Source organism: Poriferisphaera corsica (genome assembly GCF_007747445.1).
In the GTDB taxonomy this organism is placed as follows: Bacteria; Planctomycetota; Phycisphaerae; order Phycisphaerales; family Phycisphaeraceae; genus Poriferisphaera; species Poriferisphaera corsica.
On the sequence record NZ_CP036425.1, the window covers coordinates 1,498,916 to 1,524,091 of the forward strand.

20 protein-coding genes are annotated in these 25,176 nt (G+C 47.3%); 10 read left to right on the plus strand and 10 right to left on the minus strand.

Annotation, left to right across the window (positions count from 1 at the left end):
• Window positions 1-16 precede the first annotated feature (16 nt).
• From KS4_RS06045 to KS4_RS06060, 4 genes are all read right to left on the minus strand, one after another.
• Window positions 17-3,676 carry a TIM-barrel domain-containing protein gene (locus tag KS4_RS06045; RefSeq protein WP_145076033.1) on the minus strand — a complete coding sequence of 1,220 codons (3,660 nt, stop codon included), beginning with the start codon at window positions 3,674-3,676 and terminating at the stop codon, window positions 17-19.
• Window positions 3,677-3,925: 249 nt separating this feature from the next.
• Complete coding sequence (gene araA / locus KS4_RS06050) at window positions 3,926-5,428, minus strand: L-arabinose isomerase (protein WP_145076036.1); 1,503 nt, start codon at window positions 5,426-5,428, stop codon at window positions 3,926-3,928.
• A gap of 61 nt (window positions 5,429-5,489) precedes the next feature.
• Window positions 5,490-6,179 carry an L-ribulose-5-phosphate 4-epimerase AraD gene (gene araD, locus KS4_RS06055; protein WP_145076039.1) on the minus strand — a complete coding sequence of 230 codons (690 nt, stop codon included), beginning with the start codon at window positions 6,177-6,179 and terminating at the stop codon, window positions 5,490-5,492.
• On the minus strand, window positions 6,172-7,875 hold the full coding sequence (locus KS4_RS06060) for a ribulokinase (protein ID WP_145076042.1): 1,704 nt from the start codon (window positions 7,873-7,875) through the stop codon (window positions 6,172-6,174). The genes araD and KS4_RS06060 overlap by 8 nt, the downstream gene beginning before the upstream one ends.
• A 158-nt stretch (window positions 7,876-8,033) precedes the next feature.
• On the opposite strand from KS4_RS06060, the gene KS4_RS06065 reads away from it, so the two are divergent.
• A complete protein-coding gene (locus tag KS4_RS06065) occupies window positions 8,034-9,257 on the plus strand; it encodes an AraC family transcriptional regulator (RefSeq protein WP_145076045.1) in 1,224 nt (407 codons plus the stop codon).
• Window positions 9,258-9,274: 17 nt separating this feature from the next.
• On the opposite strand, the gene KS4_RS06070 is transcribed toward KS4_RS06065, so the two are convergent.
• From KS4_RS06070 to KS4_RS06080, 3 genes are all read right to left on the minus strand, one after another.
• A complete protein-coding gene (locus KS4_RS06070; protein WP_200761627.1) occupies window positions 9,275-10,456 on the minus strand; it encodes a putative sulfate/molybdate transporter in 1,182 nt (393 codons plus the stop codon).
• A 33-nt stretch (window positions 10,457-10,489) separates the two neighbouring features.
• Window positions 10,490-10,972, minus strand: coding sequence for a cyclic pyranopterin monophosphate synthase MoaC (gene moaC, locus KS4_RS06075; protein WP_145076050.1), 483 nt, complete (start codon window positions 10,970-10,972; stop codon window positions 10,490-10,492).
• A gap of 105 nt (window positions 10,973-11,077) precedes the next feature.
• The gene (locus KS4_RS06080; protein WP_145076053.1) at window positions 11,078-11,329 is read right to left on the minus strand and encodes a MoaD/ThiS family protein; all 252 of its coding nucleotides are present in this window, start codon (window positions 11,327-11,329) and stop codon (window positions 11,078-11,080) included.
• A 528-nt stretch (window positions 11,330-11,857) separates the two neighbouring features.
• On the opposite strand from KS4_RS06080, the gene KS4_RS06085 reads away from it, so the two are divergent.
• Window positions 11,858-12,901, plus strand: a complete 1,044-nt coding sequence (locus KS4_RS06085) for a zinc-dependent alcohol dehydrogenase (protein WP_200761628.1) — start codon at window positions 11,858-11,860, stop codon at window positions 12,899-12,901.
• Between the two features lie 597 nt (window positions 12,902-13,498).
• Here KS4_RS06085 and KS4_RS06090 read toward each other — a convergent pair.
• Entirely contained in the window at window positions 13,499-15,703 is a 2,205-nt protein-coding gene (locus KS4_RS06090; protein WP_145076059.1) for a bifunctional serine/threonine-protein kinase/formylglycine-generating enzyme family protein, read from the minus strand.
• Between the two features lie 24 nt (window positions 15,704-15,727).
• A complete protein-coding gene (locus KS4_RS06095) occupies window positions 15,728-16,324 on the minus strand; it encodes an ECF-type sigma factor (RefSeq protein ID WP_200761629.1) in 597 nt (198 codons plus the stop codon).
• 222 nt (window positions 16,325-16,546) lie between these two features.
• On the opposite strand from KS4_RS06095, the gene KS4_RS06100 reads away from it, so the two are divergent.
• Window positions 16,547-17,569 carry a PEP-CTERM sorting domain-containing protein gene (locus KS4_RS06100; RefSeq protein ID WP_145076064.1) on the plus strand — a complete coding sequence of 341 codons (1,023 nt, stop codon included), beginning with the start codon at window positions 16,547-16,549 and terminating at the stop codon, window positions 17,567-17,569.
• An 83-nt stretch (window positions 17,570-17,652) separates the two neighbouring features.
• Here KS4_RS06100 and KS4_RS06105 read toward each other — a convergent pair whose 3' ends face one another.
• A complete protein-coding gene (locus KS4_RS06105; RefSeq protein WP_145076066.1) occupies window positions 17,653-17,841 on the minus strand; it encodes a hypothetical protein in 189 nt (62 codons plus the stop codon).
• Window positions 17,842-18,132: 291 nt separating this feature from the next.
• Between KS4_RS06105 and trbB the strand changes: the two genes are divergently transcribed.
• From trbB to KS4_RS06140, 7 genes are all read left to right on the plus strand, one after another.
• Window positions 18,133-19,173 carry a P-type conjugative transfer ATPase TrbB gene (trbB, locus tag KS4_RS06110; RefSeq protein WP_145076069.1) on the plus strand — a complete coding sequence of 347 codons (1,041 nt, stop codon included), beginning with the start codon at window positions 18,133-18,135 and terminating at the stop codon, window positions 19,171-19,173.
• Window positions 19,157-19,837, plus strand: a complete 681-nt coding sequence (locus KS4_RS06115) for a TrbC/VirB2 family protein (RefSeq protein ID WP_145076072.1) — start codon at window positions 19,157-19,159, stop codon at window positions 19,835-19,837. Before trbB ends, KS4_RS06115 begins: the two co-directional genes overlap by 17 nt.
• 7 nt (window positions 19,838-19,844) lie before the next feature.
• Complete coding sequence (locus tag KS4_RS06120) at window positions 19,845-20,111, plus strand: VirB3 family type IV secretion system protein (protein WP_200761630.1); 267 nt, start codon at window positions 19,845-19,847, stop codon at window positions 20,109-20,111.
• 21 nt (window positions 20,112-20,132) lie between these two features.
• Window positions 20,133-22,643: a VirB4 family type IV secretion/conjugal transfer ATPase gene (locus KS4_RS06125; RefSeq protein WP_200761631.1), complete on the plus strand. Its 2,511-nt coding sequence runs from the start codon at window positions 20,133-20,135 to the stop codon at window positions 22,641-22,643.
• A 62-nt stretch (window positions 22,644-22,705) separates the two neighbouring features.
• Window positions 22,706-23,332 (plus strand): hypothetical protein, encoded by a 627-nt coding sequence (locus KS4_RS06130; protein WP_145076081.1) that lies wholly within the window; start codon window positions 22,706-22,708, stop codon window positions 23,330-23,332.
• A gap of 41 nt (window positions 23,333-23,373) precedes the next feature.
• The gene (locus tag KS4_RS06135; protein ID WP_145076084.1) at window positions 23,374-24,051 is read left to right on the plus strand and encodes a hypothetical protein; all 678 of its coding nucleotides are present in this window, start codon (window positions 23,374-23,376) and stop codon (window positions 24,049-24,051) included.
• 47 nt (window positions 24,052-24,098) lie between these two features.
• Window positions 24,099-25,142 carry a type IV secretion system protein gene (locus tag KS4_RS06140; RefSeq protein ID WP_145076087.1) on the plus strand — a complete coding sequence of 348 codons (1,044 nt, stop codon included), beginning with the start codon at window positions 24,099-24,101 and terminating at the stop codon, window positions 25,140-25,142.
• Window positions 25,143-25,176 lie beyond the last annotated feature (34 nt).

The following is a 25,176-nucleotide window of genomic DNA, read 5'->3' on the forward strand; positions in this document are numbered from 1 at the left end:
AGGGGGTGGGTTTGCGTTAGTCGAAGTAAAGGGGCTGGCTGGCTTTATCCCAAGCGGAAATGCTAAACATCCAGTCGCCGCCGCCTTGGCTGATGCGTGCGATGATCTGGTGCTTGCCGGGGGTGAGTGTGAGGGTGGCCTGATCTTCGTTGGCGGTGTAGCCGCGGAATTTTTCGGCGTCGATCACGAGCTTGCCATCGACCCAAAGCATGAGGCCGTCATCTGAGCCGGAGCGGAAAGTGACGGGTTGTTTGTCTTTGAGTGTAAGAGTTGTGTTGGCGTAAACAACTTGATTGCTGCCTTGGCCAAAAAGATTGATAAGGTCGATCGTGTTGTTAGTTGTGGTGATGCTTCGTTTGTTTTTAAAAATGGGTTGATTGAGTGGTGAGGTGGTACTGATTGATTTTTCGAAATCGAAGTTGCCGATGACGGTATCACCTTCAAATGTGGATGTGGTTGAGATGGCCCAGTGTTGAGCAGGTGAGGTGATGAGGTTGTTTGAGGTGGGTCGGTTTGGGTTAAATTCTGAGAAGTTGACGAAGCCGTCATGGAGATTTGTGATGGGTTGGTTGTCTGGGGCGGTGATGCGGAAAAGTGCTTCCCATCCATATTCACCTTGCGCGATTTTAACGACAAGACGGTTGGCGCCTTTTTTGAGTGTTGCGGGAATGATGTCTTGGTCAGGAGCTGCAGCGCGAGCGGATTGATTGGCATAGAGCGGTTCGTCATTGAGCCAGACGGAGAGGGTGTCGTCAGAGCCGAAGCGAAGTTCGACAGGCTGGTCGATTGGGCTGTCGATATAGGTCATGAGGTATGCGGCAGCGTTGTCGGTTTGGCCGAAGAGTTTGTTGAAATTGATGCCATTGTTTTCAATGATGAACTGTGCGGGGATTGATTCCCAGCGGTATTGTTGATCATCGTACTTGAAGGTGGCGTCTGCTTCTGGGATCCATTGTGGTGGGAATGCGTTGGTGAATGCGTCGTTGACATTTGCGGTTTTGATGGGGCCTGCAACTACCCAGCGGAGTGGGTTGACGAGGATAATGTCTTGCTGATCAAGCGTGAGATTGCCGCGAGTGGCGGTGAGTGTGGCGCGGAGATCGCCGACGTTTTGGGGGTGGTTTGGAACGGTGAGTTCGACGTTGATTTCTCGTGATTCGTAGGGTTTGAGCATGATCGTGCGTGGAAGGGGCTTGATTTTCAGCTGTTTTGAAGTTGGTTTGAGCATAAGCTCGGTGGTGAGTTTTTCTGCGGTATTGTTGGTGATCGTTGTTGAGATTGTGTGTGTCCCCGTCGTGGTGATGGCTCGTGCGTTGTTGGGGATGGTAATGTCGAGTATTGCATCCCAATCCATTGATCCTTTTAACAGGATGGATTGAGATACGGTGTCGATAACCTGGTAGTGCTGTATGCCTGAGAGTTGAGCATCGTTTGTTTCAGGTGTGAGATGGGCTACAAAACTTTGTGCGTTTGACTTGAGCGGTGTAGTGTAGATTTTGTCAGGTGAGCTAGCGAACCAGTACTGGGTTTGAATGTTGTTTATTGATCCGGTTTGTAGCTCGAATGAGAGGCGATTCATTGCTTTGTCTGGGTGTGGGGTGAGCGGCGCGTTGATATTTTTTAGGATTGTATCTGAGGTGTAGAGGTAATCTTCGTTGATCGTTTGAGTTTTAGCGGTGGCTGAACGGTCCCATTCACCAAGTTTGTTGGTCGTGGTGAGTTGCAGGTTCAGTTGCGCTTTATCTCGGATGAAGAGTGGTGCGTCTACGAGGTTGATGGGGACGTGGTAGATGGCTGGGCCTTCAAATACGATTGGCGAGAAGGGGTGAAGCCATTTGCCTTTGGGGAAGTAGATAGGGCGGGCAGATGCGCCTTTGTTGAGGATTGGCGCAACGAGCATGTCATTGCCGAGCATGAACTGCGTGTCGGTGAATTGTGTGTCGAGCGTTTCAGGGGCTTCAAAGAAAAGGGGGCGCATCATGGGGATGCCGGTTTTTGAAGCGTTTTTACCAATCTTGATGAGTTCAGGCATCAGGTTCATACGGAGTTTGGCGAGCAGTCGATAAGCATCGATGGCGGAATCGCCAAAGTTGTAAGGTTCGCGTGGTTCGATGCCGTGAAACTGCATGAGTGGGGAGAGGGTACCGAGCTGGAGCCAACGGATGTAGAGTTCGGGTGATGCGGTGCCGAAGTATCCACCGATGTCGTGGCCCCAGAAAGGCATGCCTGAGACAGAAGTGGAGAGGCCTGCAGGGATGAGCGATTGGACTTGATCCCATGAGGCGCCTTGATCGCCAGCCCAAAGGGCAGGGGCCTTTTCGATGCCGATGCTACCGCTGCGAGCCCAGAGCAGGCCGTCGGCTTTTTCTTGGGTGAAAAGGTCGAATGTGGCTTGGTTGTAGAGGGAGGAATACTGGTTGTGCATCTCCACGCCGTTTTTACCGTTGTAGAAGACGTCGGTGGGTTTGATCGATTCGCCATCGTCGGCTTTAAAGCCTTTTACGCCTGCTTGTACGAGTGGACGAAGCATATCTTGCCAGAATTGAACTGCTTCGGGATTTGTGAAGTCGTAGTTAGCGAATCCAGCGAGCCACTCTTCGCGTAGTGAAGGCTTGCCTTCGGGGTCTTTGACTAACAGATTATTAGAAACAGCTTTGGGGTAGAGGATTGATGAGGGATGAAGAATGGGGACTTGCCAAAGGATGACCGCAATGTCGTCGGTGTTGCAGTTTTCCATGAAGGATTTGAAATCAGGCCAACGCTCTTTGGAGACTTGATTGAATTGCCCTTTTTCGCTGTGCCCTTTCCAAGCTTCAAGAACGATTGCACCGAATGGAAGATCAAGCGACTTCATTTTGGCGATCATGATCTCGGCTTCTTCTTGCGTTTCGTAGCTGTTTTTGGAAGCCCAGGGCTTGTAGGCCCAGTCGGGGATCGTGGCGAGGCCACCAATCATTTGCGTGCGGATTTTGATTTGCTCTTCGACAGTGTCAGCGAAGACGAGGTAGAAAGAAACCACAGACCCAGCTCGTTGGTAGTTGTTCCAGTTGTCTTGTTTACTGTTGAGATCGAAGCGGCCCTTGGGGTTGTCGGTGAAGAAAAGTGCATAGCCTTTGGATGAGAAGATGGTGGGGGACGCGAAATAGGTTGCGCCGCCGCTCTGGCCGGGTGCGTCAAGGATCCACATGGAAATGATTTTGCCAGCCTGATTGAAGGAGTCGAAACGTTCGCCGAGGCCGAAGATTTGCTCACCCTTGGCGGCAGTCCAACTGACATCAAGTCCTTGATCGCTAACATCGCTAAAAGCATTTAGCGAACTAAGCTTAAAAGAGAGTTTTTTAGCGTTTTGGGTCGTGATGTTGAGTTGCTGATTCGAGGTATCGAATCGATAGAATTCGGAAGTGCTAGAAGTTGATACTGGGGATCGAAAAGCAGCCTGCTGAGCGGTGATCTTAAGAACGTTATCCATACCTTTGATGGATTCAATCTTGATATTAATATCGTTTAACTTGTTTGTATATAGCGTATTAGACTTTTGAGTCATATAGTACCCCGATTCAGCGTTGCTGATAGATGGGGTGATTAATGTCACAGAAAAGCAGCCGACAGCAGCAACAATTGGGAAAAGCTTGCGATTAAATCGATTGATTGCTGCGAGTTTGCTCGTGAACCTCATGGATATACCTCGAACAGATTGGTTGGTTGGGAACCCTTTTTATACTAACTACAACGTTTTAGTTAATATTTGGTGAATGTCAAGACTTTTTCACTTACTCAAGATTCACTTTTGAGGTAAAGAATGGTGATGGTAGGCCATATGGGGATTTGTGTGAACGTTCCAGAAATATATCTATAGAAAACGCGGCAATCGGTTCGACTGCCGCGTTAACTGGGTTGAGTAGAGTTTCGTTTAGCTGGGTAGCGTCTATTTCATTTGAATACCATAGGCGAGGTCATTGAAGCGTAATTCATTGTTGAACTGATTGATATTGGTGTGCTGGTCAATCACCGCAAGCTCAACGTCAGCAATTTGAGCGAAATCACGGATGTGCTGTTGGTTGAGTGCGAATGAGAGACATGTGTGGTGAGCGCCACCCGCATAGATCCATGCGGTGGCACTGGTTTTCAGATCAGGCTGAGGCAGCCAGAGAACACGGGCAACCGGCAGCTTAGGTAGATTGAAATCAGGCTCGATCGAGTCAATTTGATTGAGAAGCAGTCGGAATCGATTGCCCAGATCAATGACCGAGGCGTTAACGGCAGGGCCCGTCATGGCATTAAAGATCAGTCGAACAGGATCAGCTTTGCCACCGATACCGAGAGGATAGATTTCGCATCGCGGCTTTTCATTTGAAATAGAAGGGCAGATCTCCAGCATGTGCGAGCCTAGAACAGCCTCATTGTGCTGATCAAGATGATAGGTGTAATCTTCCATGAATGAGGTGCCGCCATCCAGACCGTAGGCCATGACTTTCATGGTGCGCACGAGCGCTGCATGTTTCCAATCGCCTTCAGCGCCAAAACCGTAGCCATCATTCATTAACCGTTGAACCGCAAGGCCCGGCAATTGCTTCAGACCGTGCAGATTTTCAAATGTGTCGGTGAAGGCGGTGAAGTTTCCTGCGGTAAGGAAAGATCGCAGGCCGAGTTCGATCTTGGCAATTTCAAGCAATGAATTATGAGATACACCGTCCGAAGATAGTGATTCATCAATGCTATATTCATCGGCATACACTTCGCAAAGTTGTTTGATCTCAGTCTTATTGATCGTATCGATATGAGCGATCAGATCGCCGAGGCCGTACCCATTGACTGAGTAACCAAAGATACGTTCAGCTTCGACTTTGTCCCCTTCAGTTACCGCAACATCGCGCATGTTGTCGCCAAAACGAGCAATTTTCATATTGTTAGAATCATGCCATCCAACAGCAGCACGAATCCAAGATTCAAGCGATTGTTGAACGGATTTATCTTTCCAATGTCCAACGATAACTTTTCGTTTGATCCGCATCCGTGTGCAAATATGCCCAAATTCACGGCCACCGTGCGCTGACTGATGCAGATTCATGTAGTCCATATCAATCGTATCCCATGGTATTGAGACGTTGTATTGCGTATGAAGATGTACAAGCGGTTTGTTTAGCTTAGACAAACCACGGATCCACATTTTTGCGGGGCTGAATGTATGCATCCATGTGATCAAGCCAATGCATTGATTAGATTGATTGGCTTCAAGAATAATGGATTGAATCGCATCCGATCCGGTAAGCACTGGTTTATGGACGATTTTGGCCGGCAGTTCCGTATCCTGATTAAGATATTTAACAATGTGTTTCGCGTTTTGATCGACCTGTCCGAGCAATTCATCACCGTAGAGATGTTGCGAGCCTGTAAGAAACCAGATTTCCATGGGAGCCAGATTTAGCATGGTGTTGAACCTGTGAAAAAGTGAACATATTGAGAGTGCAAATGCTTAATGATCTTTAATGTTATTGGCCGTAATAGGCATTTTTCCCGTGCTTGCGTGTGTAGTGCTTTTGAAGCACATATGACTCAAGCACTGGACCAAGTTGACCTGTGAGCTGTTTGGTTTGAAGAGCCATTTGCGCGATTGCTTCAAGTGCGACCGCGTTAGTGACAGCTTTTTTAGAATTTTCACCCCAGACAAAAGGAGCATGCCCTGCGACAAGAACTGCAGGAATTGCCTCGGGATCTATCTGAGTCATGCGTTCTACAATAACTCGACCCGTATTGACTTCGTAACCTTCTTCTATTTCTTGCTTAGATAACGCTCTTGTGAGTGGAACATTACCTATAAAATGATCCGCATGTGTCGTGCCAAGGCAAGGTATCTCAACGCGAGCCTGCGCGAATGACGTCGCATACAGACTGTGAGTGTGAACGATCCCGCCAATCTTATCGAATGATTGGTATAGGATACGATGAGTTTCTGTATCAGAACTTGGGCGATAATCACTCTCAATAACATGGCCATCAAGATTAACGATAACCATTTTCTCAGGAGATAGTTCATCGTAACTCACGCCACTCGGTTTAATCACAAACGCTTTGCCATCCGGCGTCAATTCACTGACATTACCCCATGTCAAAATTACTAGATTTTTTTCGGCTAATGCTATGTTAGATTCATAAACACGCTGCTTAGTTTTTTCATACATGTGCTTTCCCCTTTGTAACTGCGTTTTCACGAATCACGATCAGTTTCTTCATAACGTGGTATAGATGTCGAGACTCATCAGAATGTATGCCAAAGGCATCATGTAGGTCTGTGTATAGTTGATACAGTTCTTCGTATACCGCGACATTTTCTGTGATTGGTTCAAAAATTATTTCTTTCGTTCGTGTCATCTGTTCTGCTGCTTCTTGTACATTCTTATAGGTCTTGCCTACGATTGCCCCGAACATGGCCGCACCTAATGCGCATGTCTGATCGGATGCGGAAATTTTCATGGGCTTGTTACATACATCAGCGTAGATCTGCATCACTAGCCGATTTTTTTCCGAGATGCCGCCACAATTAATGACCTCATGCACAGGCACATCGTACGTTTCCCATCGTTCAATGATCTTGCGCGCACCAAAGGCTGTTGCCTCAATCAGTGCACGATAAATCTCGCAAGGCTTTGTATGAAGTGTTTGCCCGATCAACAGACCACTTAGTTGTGGATCAACAAGCACCGTTCGATTGCCATTATTCCAATCAAGTGCGAGTAGTCCCGATTGGCCCGGCGTAAGTTTCGTAGCCTGTTCGGTTAGTTCAATATGCCTGTCACCCGTGGATGTTGTGCCGGGAGAAATATGATTTACGAACCAATTGAAGATATCACCCACAGCCGATTGGCCTGCCTCCATACCATACATCCCGGGTACGATCGACCCCGGTACAATGCCGCACAATCCCGGTATATCCGGCAGATGATGGTCCAACGGTGAAACCATCATGTCGCATGTGCTTGTCCCCACAATCTTCACCAATGTATTCTGCTTGATCCCTGCACCAACAGCGCCCGTATGTGCATCGAATGCGCCAACAGCGATCGGCAATCCAGCAGGTAAGCCAACTTTAAGTGCAACAGATTTCGAAAGTTTCCCTGCTTCTTGATCACATGTAATCGCGTGCTTTGCGTAGCGTTCTCGTAGTGGTGCAAGGTCAGGATCAAGCATCGCAAGGAATGCTTCACTTGGCAGTCCGTCCCAATCCTCGTGATACATCGCCTTATGTCCTGCAGCGCAGATGCTGCGAGGCATCGTATTTGGATCGAGCTGATCCGTGATGTACCCCGGTATGAAATCGCACAATTCAACCCAGGCATACGCTGCCTCAAACACCTCTGGCGCTATGCGTTTGCAGTGCAATATTTTTGACCAATACCATTCAGAACTGTAGGTTCCGCCGCATTTACACAGATATCGCGGATCATAAGCTGCAGCTTTTTCAGTGATCTCCGCAGCTTCCATATAAGAGGTGTGGTCTTTCCAAAGCCATGCTTGTGCATTGAGGTCATTCTTGAACTGTTCCTGGAATGCTAAAGGTAGTCCAGTGCGATCGACAGGCAAGGGCGTAGAGCCAGTTGAGTCAATTCCCAATCCTACTACCTGTTTGACATCAAAGCTCGATTGCCCCATCGCTTTTGTGACCGCTTCATTTACAGAGGCCATGAATCCAGCGATATAATCTGCCGGGTTCTGTCTTGCAACATTCGGGTCATGTGGGTCAAGCAATATGCCAGCATCACCGCTTGGGTAGTGATAAATCGCTGAAGCAATTTCCCGACCATTACTAACATCCACGATCAGCGCACGGACACTATTCGTCCCATAATCCACACCGATCGCATAGCCGTTCTTATTCATGAAAACCTCACTAAGTAGTAATTCGTCATTAAATTCTTGCTCAGTTGCAGATTTAGCTCTATTCTTAATTGCGAACATTAATATTGATATTGCGCAAAATTGTTATTACACAATGAATCCACTTACTCGCTTATCTGAGCTATTTTTTTTCGGACATCATGAATCGATCTATTGAATCCATTCCAAGAGTCGGCTTGCTCGTCGAGACTGCACGCGGTTACGGCCGTGATATGCTTCGTGGCATCATGAAATACGAGCAAGAGCATGGCCCGTGGTGTTTTCATCTCACACCCGGTGATTTCAAGCAAGCTCTCCCGCAAATGAGCCGGTGGCACGGCACAGGCATCATCGCACGCACCGATGATGATCTTGAGTTTGAGCAAGCCATTCTTTCTGCGAAGATCCCTACCGTTCTACTCGATATGTCTGAGCGGCAACTTGCCCCAAAACATCCATTCTCTAAACTTGCTGAAATACATCCCGATTCCGAAAGTATTGGACAGTTAGCCGCGGACTATTTCATTAATCGGCACTTCATCCAATTCGGTTTCGTCGGCATACTCGATCGCATTTGGTCTGACAAGCGTCGCCAAGGTTTCATGACCTCTGTTCAAAATTATGGCTATAACGCACGTTATTTTCATTTCGATATTCAAACCGCTTATGCGCCATCAGATTCACATCTCACGATCAACCAAACCCTCGACGATCAACAGGTTCAACTCGTTGATTGGTTACGCAAAATGCCTAAACCCATTGCCATCATGGCCTGTGATGACGTCATCGGGCGATATGTTATCGATGCCTGCCGCATTGCCAATATTTCCGTGCCACAAGAAGTCGCAGTGCTTGGTGTCGATGATGATCACTTCTTTTGCAATCTATCGCATCCTTCACTTTCAAGTATTGCCGTCAATGCTATGAAGGGTGGCTACGAAGCTGCTGCTTTGCTTGACAGAATGATGAAAGATGAGAAGCAAAGTTCCGAACGCATCATCGTTGCGCCTATGGATATCAAATCACGTCAATCCACAGATGTTCTTGCTATCGACGATCAACTGATCAAACAAGCCATGCAGATTATCAATGAGAAAGCGATGCTTTTTATTACCATCGATGACATCGCACAACAATGTCATGTATCGCGTCGTCACCTTGAAATCCGTTTTCGTAAAGTTCTCAATCGATCAATTCTGGATATGCTGCAGGATCGTAAAATACGTTATGCTTGTGAACGATTACAAAACACTGATTCACCAATCGAGCAAATCGCAGAGAATACTGGCTACTGTTCAGTAAGCTATTTTATACAAGTATTCCGTAACTACATGCATACCACACCAGCCGGTTATCGACGTAAGTTTTCCGCGGATCTTTATTAAAACCAATCCAGAGACAATCATTTTTTTCGACTCAACAACCACTCAGTGACTCCGTACACAACGAATCCACCAAGAACTCCCCACAGTGTTCCATACGCAACAATAATCAGCCCGGTTGCCATCGTGGCCGCAATCAATCGTCGTTTCATCGCATCTTTCGCAGTCCATGCAAGCGCCATTCCTGCGTACACCAGAGCGACCGCTAGTATCGAAACCGGATACGCCTGTACAAACCCCATCAGCACGGACCCCAACGTCACCGCAGCTAAAATCTTCAATCCACCCAGCATGATCACGCTGCCACCAGTTCTTGCCCCAAATCTGTACTGCGCAGCCAATCCACCAGATCCGTGACATGCCGGCATCCCTCCAAAGGGCACGCACACCAGATTCATCAACCCCACGCTCATCGCCATTTTCTTTTCGCTGATCCTTTTCCCAGGATAGTAATCAGCGCTTAGAGCACACACCGCGATCACCGAGTTTAATAGTGTTAGCGGCAACTGCGGTATCGCCCCTTTTGTCAGACCGGTCCACCATGCTTCACTATTTGGCCATACCCACCTCACATGCGGTAACCCCCATCCGTAACTTTCAAATAACCCATTTTTTGTGATCAGCATGATCACCATCCCACCGATAAATACCATCAACATTATCGGCAGCCACCTGACCCGAATCAATAAAATGAGCCCCGCCACCACGAAGGCTGTCATCCACCCATCTATTGCTTGGATAGGCAGTATCCAAATCATCATAACACCTTTGATTGCTAGTTTTACGCCGACCCCCAACTGTATACCTCTCACAATTGCCTTCGGCACACGTCCTGTCACCCAGTCAACGCCGCCGCCCAACGCCATGACAAAGAGTATGACCCCCATCAACATCCCTGCTGCCGCAATCTCGCCAACCCCTAACCCTTCTGCGATCGCAACCGCTGCGATCGCTTTCATCGGTTGTACCGGAATTGGCTGCCTGAAATACCATCCTGTTGCAACATTCATTAGCCCCGCAAACAAAAACACCACTGCGATATCAAGCCCACATATCAACGACATTGATACCGCCAATGGCAAAAATGTGCCCAGATCACCTAACGACCCCGACAACTCCCTAAAATTATACCGGTTTTTGTCTGATTCCCCACTCGCATGTTCATCAATACTGATCGTTTGCTCATCAGTAATTAATCTCATCATGAATCACCATTTATCTATGAATTAGGCTATTTACTTGTCCTCACGCAAATACTCGCCCGATTTTCCGCCCCGCTTTTCAAGCAGCTTCACCTCACCGATCACCATCTCCCGATCAATCGCCTTGCCCATATCGTAGATCGTCAGCCCCGCAATCATCACTGCCGTCATTGCCTCCATCTCAACCCCTGTCTTCGCACATGCTTTCGCTTTTGCTGTAATCGAAAATCGATCATCTAATATCTCAATCGTCACCTCCACGCAATCCAGCGGCAGCACATGGCACAACGGCACAAGTCGTCCCGTTTCCTTCGCGCCCATCATCCCCGCTAGCCTCGCCACCTCAACAACATGACCCTTCTTCACCGACCCTTCTTTAACAGCATCCAAATACGCCCGCCCGCATTTCACCTCCCCATACGCCACCGCCTCACGTTCATTCACCTCTTTTCCCCCAACATCCACCATCACTGCTCGTCCTTGCTCATTCAAATGCGTCAATTGCTGATTATTCATACCGCGATCATATCCTCTCTAAGCCACACTGCGATTAGGCATCCCCCCATTCCTATTTCTATCTCCCTTCACGTCTCAACACCACATCGTTGTTGTCATCACATTTCACCCCCCGCTGATCATCGCCACCAGCCCGACCTCATCACCTTCATGTATCACCCGATTGCCCAGAGCGTATTGATGATTCACCGCCACTCGGCTTGTATCTAGCACGTCTCTTATCTGCGGATACTTGGCCGCCAACATTTCAATTAATTCCTCGCATCTCATTTCTCTCCTATTCGTCTCAATACGCAAAATTTCCTCGCCTCCCATTGCCTCAACATGTGGTCCGAACAGCCTGACATCAATCTTCATAATACTTTCCCTTCAATTTCGCCCATGACATCACTATGCTCAATCCTAACCAGCCCGAGCAAAGATACCATGCTGATTCTCCCCACCTTCAGCAACTGTATATTTATCTACTCAATACCTGTTGATTGTGATGTCCAAATATTCGTTTAAGTTGGCCGTTGTCGGCGCAAGCATAAAAACGCAAGATACATCGCCGCTCTACAAATGATCTCAACATCCACACGGACGTATCCACATGCAAGATATTGATGGCATACTGGTAATCCATGACTACAATCAACATGTTCACGAAACCATGCACTCATACGTAACGATTCCCGGTGGCAACAATATTCCCAACCCTTTGCTCGTTCTCTCAAGGCGTACCTCAACTCACCCAGCCGTAACACCGTGATATCTTCTCCGGGTATACTGGCCTACGTGAACTGCAAGCCGAAGCGGCGCTAAAGCGTTCCATCGTTTATGCAAACCTATAGATGTTCAAAACGAACTTCCCATTGCCGCTTCATTAACAGGAACACAAGCATCATGAAACAAATCTTCTGTCTGGGCAACTCCTCTGTAAAAATGGGCGATACCGAAATCCCCGAAATTCTAAACGATCAAGTCCTTATCAAGACCGCCGTCTCCGCACTCTGTGGCTCAGAACTCCACGGCTATCGTAATGATGGCTTCGGCAACGGAAACAATGGCCATGAAGCTGCCGGCACCATCGTCAAAGTCGGCGATGAAATCAAGCACCTCAAAGAAGGTATGCGCGTCGGCGTTTCCGCTGTTCACGGCTGCGGCACTTGTGAACAATGCAAACACGGCCGTTACACATGGTGTGAAAACGGCTTCGACTACACAGGCAACATGCACTCCGAATACTTCGCCATCCCCGCGCTCGCCTGTCATGTCATCCCCGATGACGTCCCTTGGCCCGTCGCTGTCCTTATCTCCGGTGACGGCCTCGGTGTCCCATTCCACACTTCAACAAAAATTCCCGCCGACACTAAAACCGTCGCCGTCTTCGGCCTCGGCCCCATCGGGCTTGGCAATGTGATGCTCCAAGCCTCTCTCGGCCGCACCGTCATCGGTATCGATCTGGCGCAAGATCGCCTCAATATCGCCAAATCACTCGGCGCCGCACACATCATCAACGCGACCACAGACGTTGTTGAACAAATCAAAGGGCTTACCGATGGCAAAGGTGCTGATGTCTGTATCGAAGCGGCCGGCATCCCCATTACCGCGCAACAATGCTTCCCCGCAACACGCACCGCAGGCACCGTCATCTTTAATGGTGAACAACCTTCCGTAGAGCTATCGCCCAGTGAAGATTTCATTCGCCGCGATATCACCGCCATGGGCGCATGGTTCTATCACTTCCACGAGTTCACCGACATGCTCAAGCTTTATCGCCTCGGCTTCCCCATTGAATCACTCGTTACACACATCTATCCCCCGGAACATGCTGACGTCGCCTTTAAAATGATGGCTTCCGGCCATACCGGTAAAGTACTTATCGATTATGCCGCAACTGAGCCACTCATTAAAACGGATATGCATCTTCAAGCAATAGAAGCCTAACCAAGAAATAGATAATCTGCCATTGACATCAAATCAAGAGCAACGCTGAGTTTTTATTCAACGCGCTTTTTATGTTGCATATTGATCACCCATCACTTACGCATTGCGGAAGCGTGTTTCGCGTGTTGGTTTGATGTGAGGGCAATCTTGATCATTGATTAGTCGATCCTTGACACGTTTGTGCTTTACTACCGTCACACCTATCCGGCAACACCGAAAGCCATGCGATCGACATGCTTGAGATTCATTCGCAGACGTAAAGCGCTTTTGTGCGCGCATAGAGTTGTGTGACGAAGCCGCGCAGCGCACACAAAATGGTCAATGCCTAAAAAAGTTACCCATTTCTCACCATTATTTGCCAGTTTTTGATCAATTCTTCTTAAACATTGATCAGAGTTGAAGGTTTTCTCAAGTTTGAGAAAGTTCAGTGTTTTCAGACGTAAGAAATGAATGAAAAGTCACTTATAAAAATATATGACGCATTTGTGCGCATCTTCATGTTTGATTTGTTGTTGTTACTGTGCGCAAAAACGCGCCGCGCGATAAGCGTTTTTGTCAATTCTAATCGTGAAATAGTCAAGTTGTCTACATACCGATCTATTCAGATATCGGCTGAAGAGTTGCGATGACACGGAAAGCGCCCCGTGTTGGTTCGTTTGGATTCGCCCCGCGTCTTGCTGCTGGATCAATATTCTGAATACCATCATTAAAATTGCCACCGCGTTGAACGCGAGCCGATCCACTTTTAGGGCCGGTCGGATTGATAATCGTAAATTCCTCTGTAGTCGGAGTATACGGCCCATAAAAATCCAATACCCATTCCGATTCATTACCTCGCATGTCGTAGAGACCCAATGCATTGGCATTTTTTGTCGCAACTTCATGTACGCGTCCACCGCTATTCACTGCATACCATGATTGGCTGTCATTGATTTGGCGATTCAGATTTTCGGACTGCTCGCCAGCGCGGCAAGCATATTCCCATTCTGCTTCGGTAGGTAGGCGATATACTAACTTATTGTTAGATAAGCTGTTAAGCCAATCGCAATAAGCATTGGCATCGTTCCAGCTGATGTTTATGGCAGGCAATTGATCGGTAATTTGAATATCACCCATCTTTCGCCAGCTATAAGGCCCGCGCCGCCATGCACCATTCACATATCCCCAGCCGGTTTGTTGTTCTGCTTGAGTGGTATAACCTGTTGCCTTCACAAACTTTCGGAATTGTGCAACCGTGATTTCCGTCGTTGTCATTAAATATGGGTGAGTCAAAGTGACCTGGGATGTCGGACGCGCATTCACGATGCGATCATCACCCATAACAAATTGACCTGGCATGACTTGCGCCCATATCAAACCATGAATTTCGTATTGCTCTTTAGCCATTCTACTTAGGTTTTGTATCGCATTTTCGTTAAGGAGTAATTCAGGTTTTTTGCTTGTTGATGGGGTAGGGACAAAGGATTTGTTGTCAGTTGATCGTAACTTTTGCTTACTCGTTGAGTTTGTATCGAAAATATAACTCGTCTCATGATTTCCGGTTATCTTTTCTCCACTTTGATAGATGCTAACTAACCAATAGATAGTAATGAGAATAAGCATTATAATTGACGTGAGTATTGTGATCGGTTGGGTTAATTTTCGGATAGGTTTTTTTGAGATGTCTGATGAGATACTCTGAGATTCTTGAATAGCAGTCATCACTTGATCCATGCTGTGGTAACGATCAGCGGGCTTTTTGGCGATCATCTTTTGAAAAACATCGTTGAGTGGATCACTGACATCATTGCGAATAGATTTTAGTGAAGGCACAGGGCTTTTCTGATGAGCTAAGAGCTTTGATATAGCAGAGTTGCCGGGATAACAAGGTTGTGCGGTTAGCAGGAAATGCAGACAGCAGCCGAGACTATAAATATCGGATTGTACGCTGGCGGCGGATGGGTTTTCGGCTTGTTCAGGGGCCATGTAGTCGACGGTACCGAGCATGGCGGTGGATAGGGTGAGATCGCTTTGAATATTAAGTGTGGTCGCTAACCCTAAGTCGAGGATTTTGATTTGGTTATCATCAGTGAGCATTAGATTGGATGGTTTGATATCGCGGTGGATGATCTGCTTTTGATGTGCGTGGTGTAATGCGTTTGCGGTTTGAAGGATGATGTTAATGGTTTGTTTGATTGAGAGTTGGCCGTGCTGGGTGATGTGATCATGAAGGTTTTGTCCAGGCACGTATTCGCTGATGAGAAAAGGTGTGAGGCGATGACGGCCTGCATCGAAGGCTTGCGCGAGATTGGGATGATTGAGTGCGGCGGCGGTTTTAACTTCACGTTCAAAACGTTTTTCAGCGGTCGAATCGAAAAGATGAGGGGAGAGGATTTTGAGTGCAACGGGGCGGTTCATGTGTTTGTGAGTGGCTTTGTAGACGATGCCCATGCCGCCTTTACCGATAAGGGATTCGATTCTGTATTCGCCGATGTTTGCACCGGGGGCGAGGATGTTGGGGTGTGTGGTTGGCTCGGAATTGCTTTGATTTAAGAGATTTTTGATCCAATCCGGATCGAGATGAGGAAATTGATCGAGGTAGGTTTGCGGAGTGGATGGCTGATGAATGAGATTGCGATAGTCGATGTCGAGCTCAATCAAATTTTGAAGCAAGCGGTTCTGGTGAGGTTTGGAGAGATTGTTGGGGATGAATGATTGGAGATTAGGTTGACCTGTTGATTGCCAAGCATCCTCGAAAGCGTTGCATTGCTGGTTGATGATTTGCAGTGTTGTGAGCGGGTTGTTGTCGGGAGATTTGCGCATGTGTGATATTGATGTGATAACTAACTAATCGAGGGTTAGATGAGTTGACTCAAGCCAACATTGCTGGATAAGTTGAAGCTTACGTTCGATGGTTCGGGTGACGCAGCCGAGCTGTTGGGCGATATGTAGTTTATCATGGCCTTGCAGGCGGAGGAGGGCAATCTGTTTGAGTTTGGGGTCTTTGATGTTGTCGAGTGAGTTGAGGAGTTGTTCGATCTGCTCTTGGAAAATGAGGATGAGTTGCGGGTCGGATTGATGGGTGAGTGCAGCGATGGCTTGCTCGTAGATTTGGGTATGAGCGTATTGGTTGCCACGTTTGGCGCGATTTTCGTGTCGGATGTGATCAACGGCTTTATAGGTGGTGATGGCGACGAGGAGGGGCCAGAGTGTGTCGCGGTCTTTGAGTTTAGGGAATTGGTTATTTTGAAGGCCCGTACAGAAGCTGTTGAATGCGGAGAGTGCAATGTCTTCTTCGTCTCGACGGGCGCGGGGGGTGTGGATGAGTTTGTTGTTTGCGAGATTGACCATACGGTCGAAATAGATGTCCCAAAGTTGTTGCGCGGCTTGGGATTGGCCGTCTTTGAGGTCTTCGATTAAGGCTGTGATGGGATAGTCGTTCAAGTTCAACACCTGCGAAGTTTGTGGGTTACAGCATTTTAACTGGTTTTTATAGGGGTTTAAAGAGCGAATGATGAAGCATGAAACACGGTCAACGGATGGAAGCGTCTGATGTGATAAAAAAAATGCGGTTTGATGTCGTGGATGCGAGTGAGAAAACGAGTTATATGCGCGGGGGTGTTTGTGGATCAATTGCACTGATAAGAGGAAAGAAAGGTCATCGTTATGATTACAAATTACACGAGATTTGGGCGAGGGTTATTGATATGTGGTGTATTGGGAATGGTATCGATTGGGACTGCGCGCGGAGATTCACTTGGACATCTTAATGATGAGTTTGAGGATGGTAGTAAGCTTGGAGATTGGACACAAAACGATGTGGCGGAAGGGTGGGCGTCACATTGGGAGACATGGGATATTGATGGATCGAATGCGGGTAAGATGACGGTGATGCCATATTCGAGCAGTTGGTTTGGTGAGTATGTGAGTGGGCTGGCGTATAAGAAGGTGAGTGGCGATTTTGCGATTACGACAGAGGTGTCTGTGACGAATCGTGCGGGTGATGGATTGCCTACGGCGGCGTTTTCACTGGCGGGGTTGATGATTCGTAAGGGACGGCCTGAGATGGAGGCTGGTGGGCCTGATGCATGGACGCCGGGTGGGGAGAATTATTTGTTTTTAGCGCTTGGTTATGCGAGTGCGGGGTTTGGTGGGCCGGGTCAACCAGCGCCGGGACCGGGGCCTCATTTTGAACGAAAATCGACGACGAATAGTAGTTCATCGTTAGTTGCGACGCAGAATGAGGCGACGACTGCACAGTTACAGATTGCGCGTGTGGGTGATAGTGTGATTTTGATGTATAAACGGCCGCAGGATACGGAGTGGCAGGTGCACTGGCGGTATGATCGGCCGGATATGGCAGGTGAATTGCAGGTGGGTATGCATGCGTATACGAATTGGCCTGAGGCGTCATCGGTTCCGGCGTTTGAGCAAAATACGACGACAAATGATGGGCCGGGGTTTAATCCGGATTTGATTGCGCAGTATGAGTATGCGAGGTTTGCAAGGGTTGAGTTGCCGGATGAGTTGGTTGGAGTTGATTTGGTCGGTGATGCGACGGATGAACAGTTGTTAAGTTTTTTAGGTGAGAGTTTATCACAGCCGGTACCTGAGCCATCGGCGGTGGCGCTGATGGGGATGGGCGCGTGGATGTGTATCGGAAGACGGAACAGGCGGCGTATGGAATGATGAAGATGTGCGATTTTGTAGGGGATATGAGAAAAGCTGCCCATGACTGGCGGCTTTTTTGTTGGGATGAATATACGGAGGAACTACGCGGTGATTGTAAGCCCGATAGTTAAACTAATCACAAGATAGGTGGCGAGTTTTGGTTTGAGAATGATGAATGTGAGATAGTCGAAAGAAACGTGACTATTGGTTGTATGTGTATTATTGATGCTGACGTGGATAATTGTTGTTTTAGGATTAGGAAAAGTATTGTTCGTTTTTTTGATCAACATGGTTGACCCCTAAAAAATAAGGGAATACGATCACCCTGTGGGACGAGGAAAATCGGATCGAAATAGCGATCAGGTTTTGAGGTTGAAGTCGGAAGCGAGTCTCCTTGCTTGATGTGACAATCGAGGTAGGAGCAAAAGCAAAGCATGCATGGAAGAACGGGTACGTTCGACGCATGTTAAGAACGACGTAAACAATTGAAGATAATCGTGAGTGTGTTAATTCCATCTTTGGATTCGCCGTGAGGAAGAGGTTAGTCCTTCTTGGATAACGCGAATTTGGATGAACAGCTCATGTCATCTTGTGAAGGCAGTACGTCTATTCTGCGCTTACAGCGCAGTTTAGAAAATAGCCTTGGCCTGATATTGGGTGAGGCACTGCAAGAAAAAAACGTGGTCGAGATTTACCGTAGTTCCAACGGTACGGTCTGGGTGGAAAAACTGGGTTGCGCGCCTGCGTGTGTTGGAACGATGACAGATCATGATGCGGCGAGTGTCGTCTCGTTGGTTGCGTCTGTGATGGGAAGAGGCGTGCATGCTGATTCACCGTCGATCTCGGGAACATTGCCGGGCTCGGGTGACCGATTTCAGGGGTTGATGCCGCCGGTGACGACGTCGCCGGTATTTGTGATTCGTAAACGGGCACATATTGTATTTACGTTGGATGATTATGTTGAGTCTGGGACGCTGGATGTGGGTTGGGCGGCCTATCTGAAACAGGCGGTTAAGAAGCGCAGCAACATATTGATCGTCGGTGGTACGGGTTCGGGTAAAACAACATTAGTTAATGCACTTCTAAGAGAACTGGCGGACAAAAAGTGTCGCGTGGTATTGCTTGAGGATACCCGTGAATTGCAATGTCCGGCGGAAGATACGGAATCATTGTTGACGAAGGAGAGCGAGCCGCGCGTGACGATGCAGCAGCTGGTGCGGATTACGCTGCGCATGAGGCCAGATCGGATCGTGATGGGTGAAGTGCGCGGGCCGGAGGCATTGGATTTACTGAAGGCGTTTAACACGGGACACCCGGGTGGTATATCGACATTACATGCGAACTCTGCGATGGATGCGATTCATCGTGTTGAGGATTTAGTGGGTGAAGCGCTTGCTGGGGAAGGCGGTGTGGGACAGGTGCCAAAACGAGCTATTGGATCGGCGATTGACTTGGTTGCGTTTATTGAGCGCGATCGTAGTTCGCCGTCGGGTAGACGGGTGAAGGAACTCGTCGAGGTTTGCGGATGGACAGAGCAGGGCGGATATGACCTGCGGTCTTACGCGGCTGATGATTTATTAAACCAAGAAATGTGTGAGGTGCAGTATGAGCCCCAGACTTAAAAAGGTTATATGTGCGTGTGGTGTGTTGGGATTGATGTTGGTGCTGTGTTCACCTGCTTTGGCGGGAACTAGTACGGGCATGCCTTGGGAAGATAAGATGGAAGCGATTCAGAATTTCTTTACTGGGCCGTTTGCGAAGGTCGCTGGCGTGATTGCGATTGTTGTGTTGGGTGTGTCTTTTGCGATGGCGGAAGGTGCTGGTGGCACACGTCGCTTGATTGGTGTGTTCTTTGGTTTGGCTTTGGCATTCTCGGCTGTGAGCTGGGGCCTTGATTTCTTAGGCTTTAAGGATTCAGGATTGGCTGAAGAATATCAGGGGCCGGCTGTTGAGATGCGGATCGATGCGGATGAACAAGGTCAAGCTGCGACGGATGATCAGGTAGTTGATGTAGATCAGGCTGGGGAGATTGGTCAGCCGGAAGTAGCAGGACAAACTGATCAACTGGGTCAGGTTGAAGAACCTGTAGTTGATGAGTCGATTGTCGACGAACCTGTTGCGGATGAGCTACAGGTGCAAGAATCAGATGCTCAGGATGTACCGCAGCAAGACCATGGTGTGAGGTATGAGGAAGATGATGGTGGTGGTACGCGTCTAGAAGTGAACCGGCCAACACCAGCGTATATGGATCAGATCCTGCATCGTTCGGATGCTTCACAGGAATGAGCGTGTTATGGAAAGCGAAATGCCTAGAAAGTATTACGCGCCGGTGCATCAATCGTTGATTCAGCCGGTGATGATCGCGGGGGTTCCGAGACAATTTGCGTTCATTAATTGGACAACGGCTATGGCGATCTCATTTGGGATGCACATGCCTTGGATCGGACTTCCGCTTGGGCTAGTGTTGCACATTGTTGTGGCGAGGATAACGAAGAATGATGTGGACTGGATGACGATATTGATGCGTTATCTGCGTCAGCCGATACGATTGGAAACTTAATCCTGTGTGATGGAGCGAAGTATGTTTGATCTACGCCCTTATCAGAATAAGCAAAGAGTTCTGGCGGATTGGCTGCCGTGGGGGATGATGTTGGATGAGCAGACGATCGTGAATAAAGATGGCAGTTACACGACTGTGATCGAATTCAAAGGGCCTGATGGTGGGAGTGAAACAGCGACGATGCTGACAAACTTTCGTGAGCAGTTTAATAATATATTTCAACGCTTTGGTGATCGTTGGTGTGTTCAGGTTGAGGCGAAACGACAGGCATACAAACCAGAAGTTATTGATTTACCGAAAGATGCGCCGAAGGCGGCGATGTATATTGAAGATGATCGACTGAACATTTTTGGTAACGGTGAGTATTTTATTACGCGGTGTTATTTGGTTTTATCGTATTTGCCGCCAGAGGATAGTCATCGGAAAGTTGCGGATCTATTTATTGAGTATCCGTCTGATCAAGATAAACCAAATCCTCAATCACCACCACTCGCTACTTATAAAAAAGTTATTGGCGAAACGGTAAGTTTACTGGGCGGCGTTGTCAAAGAAGTAAATGTTCTGAAAAATGAGACGTTGTTAACGTTTTTGCATAGCGCGATTAGCTCGCGATCACATCGTATTGCGGTGCCTGATTGTCCGATTGACATTGCGGAAAAATTAACGGATTCACCGCTGGATATAGGGTTGGGATTACGTTTGGGTGGACAGCATGTGTCGATGATTGGTGTTCGTAATTGGGTGAATGCAACTGAGCCGAATATGTTGGATTCACTGTTTTTGCTGCCGTTTGAATTTAGGTGGTGTATTCGATTTTTGCCGATGTCGAGGCAAATGGCTCATAGTCATGTTACGAAATTGAAGCGGCATTGGTTTAGTAAGCGGAAAAATCTGTTTACAATGATTAAAGAGATGGCGTCCAAGGAAGAGAGTCAATTGGAAGATCCGGATGCGCGAGTGAAGGCGGATGATGCTGACCATGCATTGGCGATGATTGGAAGTGATGAGGCGAGTTTCGGGTATACGACGATGGCGTTTTGTGTATGGGATTCAACAGAAGAGGCTGCGGAATCAAAGGCGAATATGCTGCGTGAAGCGACGGATCGAAGTGGTTGGGTGACACAGATTGAAACGACGAATGCGTTTGATGCATGGTTGGGAACGATACCGGGCCATGCGTATGCGAATGTGAGACGGCCGATTACGAGCTCGCATAATTTCTGTGATGTTTCTCCGTTGATGATGCAATGCTCGGGTGAGCAGTGGTGTGATCATTTGGATGCGCCGGCATTGATGCAGTGTGCAACGGGTGCGTCGACGACACCGTATTGGTTGAATATTTTTCCTGGAGGTACGGATGTTGGTCACACGATGATTGCTGGCCCGACGGGTGCGGGTAAATCGACGTTGTTAAATTTGATGGCAGCGCAGTGGATGCGATATGAGGGGGCGCAAGTCTATATTTTTGATAAGGGCGGGTCTGCGCGCGTAATGACATATGCAATGGGAGGACAATTCTACGATCTGGGTGAAAAGGAGTCGGCCTTGCAATTGCAGCCGCTGCGTGAGTTAGATAGCAAGTTGGATCGGACGAGAGCATTTCAATGGGTGATAGATGTTTTAACGCGTGAGAATGTGCCGTTGAGTGTGTCGGATAAGGAACATATTCTTGAGAAGGTAGATCAGCTTGCTTCGAGGCCTAAGGATGAACGCACGATCAGCTTATTGATTGGATATTTGCAGTTTCAGCATTTGAAACAGGGGTTGTATAACTATTCGGCTGAGGGTGCGTATGGGCATTTATTCGATGGAGATTGTGATCCACTGGGTAGCAACCGTTGGCAAGCATTTGAGTTGGAGGGTGTTTACCGGATGGGATTGGCGCTGCCGGGCGTGCTTTCATATTTGTTTAATCGACTGGAAGATCGGTTTGCATCGGCGAGAGATGTGGAAGAAGGGATGGATAAGAACGGTACGCCAACAACGAAGCCTACATTGCTGATATTGGATGAAGCGTGGTTGTTTATCGGCAATGATATGTTTAGGGGACAGATTCGTGATTGGTTGAAGACGCTACGGAAACGAAATGTGGCGGTGGTGTTTGCTACCCAATCGCTGGCTGATATCGAGTCTTCTTCAATTGCGGCAACTATTTTAGAAAGTTGTATGACGCGGATTCTGTTACCTAATCCAACTGCAGCTGAGCGGCATATGCGTAGATTGTATGAGGAATTATTGGGTCTGAATACAGAAGAAATGGACAAGCTGAGCGTTGCTGTAGCCAAGCATAATTATTATGTAATTTCTGATGTTGGACGGCGGATGGTGAGTTTAGCGCTATCGAACAAGCAATTAGATCTGGTGGGGGCATCGCAGCCCGCTCAGCAAAGGTTGGCTGAGAGTATATTTAGTGAATACCCGGATGATTTCTTGAAGCATTATCTAAGTGCTATTCAGCGCGAGAAAGCGTTAGAGCAGGTTAAGGAACATGAAACAAAAATAGAGATATTTAGAAAGGGAGCGTCGCGATGAAACAACAATTATCTTATAAAATCAGGGTTTACGTAATAGTTTTAGTATCGATCACAACGATTATGGCAAATAAATCTTTTGGTCAATTCCAATCGCCAATTATACATGACCCGACTAATGGAATTCAGTTGATTGAATCAGTGCGAGATTCAATACAGAAGGCGGTGCAAATGATTAAGCAGATTGATCAGATGGCTAAGACATTAAAGGGTCTTGCTAACTTAAAGATGCCGGGGATTGGCGATGGGTTTGGTGATGTGAATTCGGCGTTGAAGCAGGTTGCAGATCAAGAAGAAGGTTTGGATAACTATCCTGTGAAATTCGATGGCCAGATTACAGTCGAACAGATGATTGATTTGGATCAGCAGGCAGCAAAGGCAGTTCGCGATTTTGCGGATAAGGTGAAATCAGCGGCGGAGAAAATTGAGCAGGATCGGAAGGCGGTATCTGATCGAATTAGCAGCATTATTGGTGGTAGTAATGCTGCAGAGGGTGAAACGAGTGCATTTCAGGCGCATAACCATTTGTTATCGGTTATGTCTGTAGAGCAGGGTAAATTATCAGCTTTGCGATCACTGCGAGCGCGGCTAAGAGAAGAATCGCAAGCAAGGGATCAATCTCGGGAGTCATTGAAAGAAAAATATCGTGAACAGGCTATTGAGTCAACCAAGGTGCTAACAGGTGAATAGTAGGTCTTATGTTCCATAGAGCATTGAAGAAAGGTTCTGTGATGAAAAAGCAAATGATAAAAGTTGTGGTTATGGTTGTGGTAACTACAGGGAGTTTGATAGTGATACCAGAAGCGAAGGCTCAAACACCTGTCCTTGATCCGATTAATCTAACACAAAATATCATTTTGGTTACTAAGAAAATTGAGGAACTACAGAAGATGGCTCAGCAAATCAAGATGTACGAGGAACAGATTAGAAAGTGGTCGTTTTCTGATGTTTTTAACACGCTCAAACGTATGGGGTCGTTGACGGATCAGATTAATGACAACCAAAAACGGTTAGATGATTCACTGGGTAAGTTACCTGATGAGTGGAATCATGTTGATTTGGGTGAGCTGAAAAAATTTAAGGATGAAAGACGGGATGCAAATCGGGAACGTACGAGAAACATACTTAAAACGCAAAATGTTGTGAAAGAGAATGCGGACAAAATCAAGGGTCAGATCGAAACATATGTGAGTAAATCGAATGGTGCATCTGGTCCATTGTCAGCGATTCAGGCAGGGAATGAAATGTTGGCTGCGACAATTGCACAGATTCAGGATATGCAGGCCATTGAGATTGCGAATTTGCAGACGGAGATTGAAAAGGCAGCAGAAAAGCAATCAAAAGAGGCGTGGGATCAAGCGTATGGCAAAGTTGCTGCGGAATCAGACAAAGTGTTAACAGGTGAATGATTTGTACTATCGTTGCTGAGAATGAAGGATTAATGAAAGGGTGAACAATGTTGTTTGAGATCGCCCAAAATGGGGATGTTGGAAGTTTGATTACAAGCTTCTATAGCACAGTCGAGCAAGCAATCAACAATGGTACGCAGAACTTGATTGGCGATGTGACGTATGTGTTTAACTTTCTGCTTGTATTGACGATAGTATGGACGGGGATTATGTGGGCTGTGAGTGAGAGCCCGATTGCACCTTCGATTATTAGACGATTGGCGTTTATTAGTATCTTAATGTTCTTTATTAATAATTGGGTGGATTGTGTAGATGCAATCCGACTTACTTTTGAGCAGTTTGGGCTAAGGGTAGATAGTACGAATTCGGATTTGGTGACGCAGCTGTTTAATGAACCGGGCAAGATTATGGGGTTTGGTGCAAAGACGGCTCAGCCGATTTTGGTTCACATCAATATGGTAGGTTTTTCTCAAACACATATGCAGATCATGATGGCGTTTACGTATTTTATGATATTAGGATTTTGGGCGGCGCTTAGTTTTGTTGTGTTGTTGAATTTGGTGATCTTTAAGATTGGCGGAGTGATTGCATATGTACTGTTGCCGTTTGCGATGTTTGATAAGACGTCATTTTTGGCAGAGCGGCCGATTTCTTGGGTATTCTCTGCAGGAACTCGAATTATGGCGTACGCAATGACATTGGGAATTTCGGTTTCGTTTATGCAAGACAGCATTCCGAAGTTGGATCCTAATACATTGCAGATTGGACAAGCGATTGAATTATTGATTATTTCGGGTTTATTAGGTGTATTTGTTATTTTCTGCGGCAAGATTGCATCGAATATTGGTGGTGGTATCGCGTCGTTAGGGTTGCGTGATACAGAAGCAACGAAGCGTGCTAGTACAACAAGAGAGATTCAAGTCAGAACACCACTGCAGCCTGTTGTGTATACAGGGAGACACGATACGACAGCTCTTATAGAGGATAAGGGTACTTTGATTGAAGGGTACGTGAGCAAGCATCGAGCTGCGAGTAATCGTTATGAACGGCAACGCGAGTTAGCTGTGCTTGCGAAGCGGTATCGGCATTAAATGGTGTCCTCAGATAGCTGGGTATGACCAGGGA

Coding starts and splice junctions, on each gene's coding strand:
- KS4_RS06080 (WP_145076053.1), bottom strand. CDS start 11,329: ATGAAGATTGATGTCAGGCTGTTCGGACCACATGTTGAGGCAATGGGA.
- araA (WP_145076036.1), bottom strand. CDS start 5,428: ATGCTAAATCTGGCTCCCATGGAAATCTGGTTTCTTACAGGCTCGCAA.
- KS4_RS06120 (WP_200761630.1), top strand. CDS start 19,845: ATGGAAAGCGAAATGCCTAGAAAGTATTACGCGCCGGTGCATCAATCG.
- KS4_RS06105 (WP_145076066.1), bottom strand. CDS start 17,841: ATGTTGATCAAAAAAACGAACAATACTTTTCCTAATCCTAAAACAACA.
- trbB (WP_145076069.1), top strand. CDS start 18,133: ATGTCATCTTGTGAAGGCAGTACGTCTATTCTGCGCTTACAGCGCAGT.
- KS4_RS06125 (WP_200761631.1), top strand. CDS start 20,133: ATGTTTGATCTACGCCCTTATCAGAATAAGCAAAGAGTTCTGGCGGAT.
- KS4_RS06065 (WP_145076045.1), top strand. CDS start 8,034: ATGAATCGATCTATTGAATCCATTCCAAGAGTCGGCTTGCTCGTCGAG.
- KS4_RS06100 (WP_145076064.1), top strand. CDS start 16,547: ATGATTACAAATTACACGAGATTTGGGCGAGGGTTATTGATATGTGGT.
- KS4_RS06085 (WP_200761628.1), top strand. CDS start 11,858: ATGAAACAAATCTTCTGTCTGGGCAACTCCTCTGTAAAAATGGGCGAT.
- araD (WP_145076039.1), bottom strand. CDS start 6,179: ATGTATGAAAAAACTAAGCAGCGTGTTTATGAATCTAACATAGCATTA.
- KS4_RS06060 (WP_145076042.1), bottom strand. CDS start 7,875: ATGAATAAGAACGGCTATGCGATCGGTGTGGATTATGGGACGAATAGT.
- KS4_RS06130 (WP_145076081.1), top strand. CDS start 22,706: ATGGCAAATAAATCTTTTGGTCAATTCCAATCGCCAATTATACATGAC.
- KS4_RS06140 (WP_145076087.1), top strand. CDS start 24,099: ATGTTGTTTGAGATCGCCCAAAATGGGGATGTTGGAAGTTTGATTACA.
- moaC (WP_145076050.1), bottom strand. CDS start 10,972: ATGAATAATCAGCAATTGACGCATTTGAATGAGCAAGGACGAGCAGTG.
- KS4_RS06045 (WP_145076033.1), bottom strand. CDS start 3,676: ATGAGGTTCACGAGCAAACTCGCAGCAATCAATCGATTTAATCGCAAG.
- KS4_RS06135 (WP_145076084.1), top strand. CDS start 23,374: ATGAAAAAGCAAATGATAAAAGTTGTGGTTATGGTTGTGGTAACTACA.
- KS4_RS06090 (WP_145076059.1), bottom strand. CDS start 15,703: ATGCGCAAATCTCCCGACAACAACCCGCTCACAACACTGCAAATCATC.
- KS4_RS06070 (WP_200761627.1), bottom strand. CDS start 10,456: ATGAGATTAATTACTGATGAGCAAACGATCAGTATTGATGAACATGCG.
- KS4_RS06115 (WP_145076072.1), top strand. CDS start 19,157: ATGAGCCCCAGACTTAAAAAGGTTATATGTGCGTGTGGTGTGTTGGGA.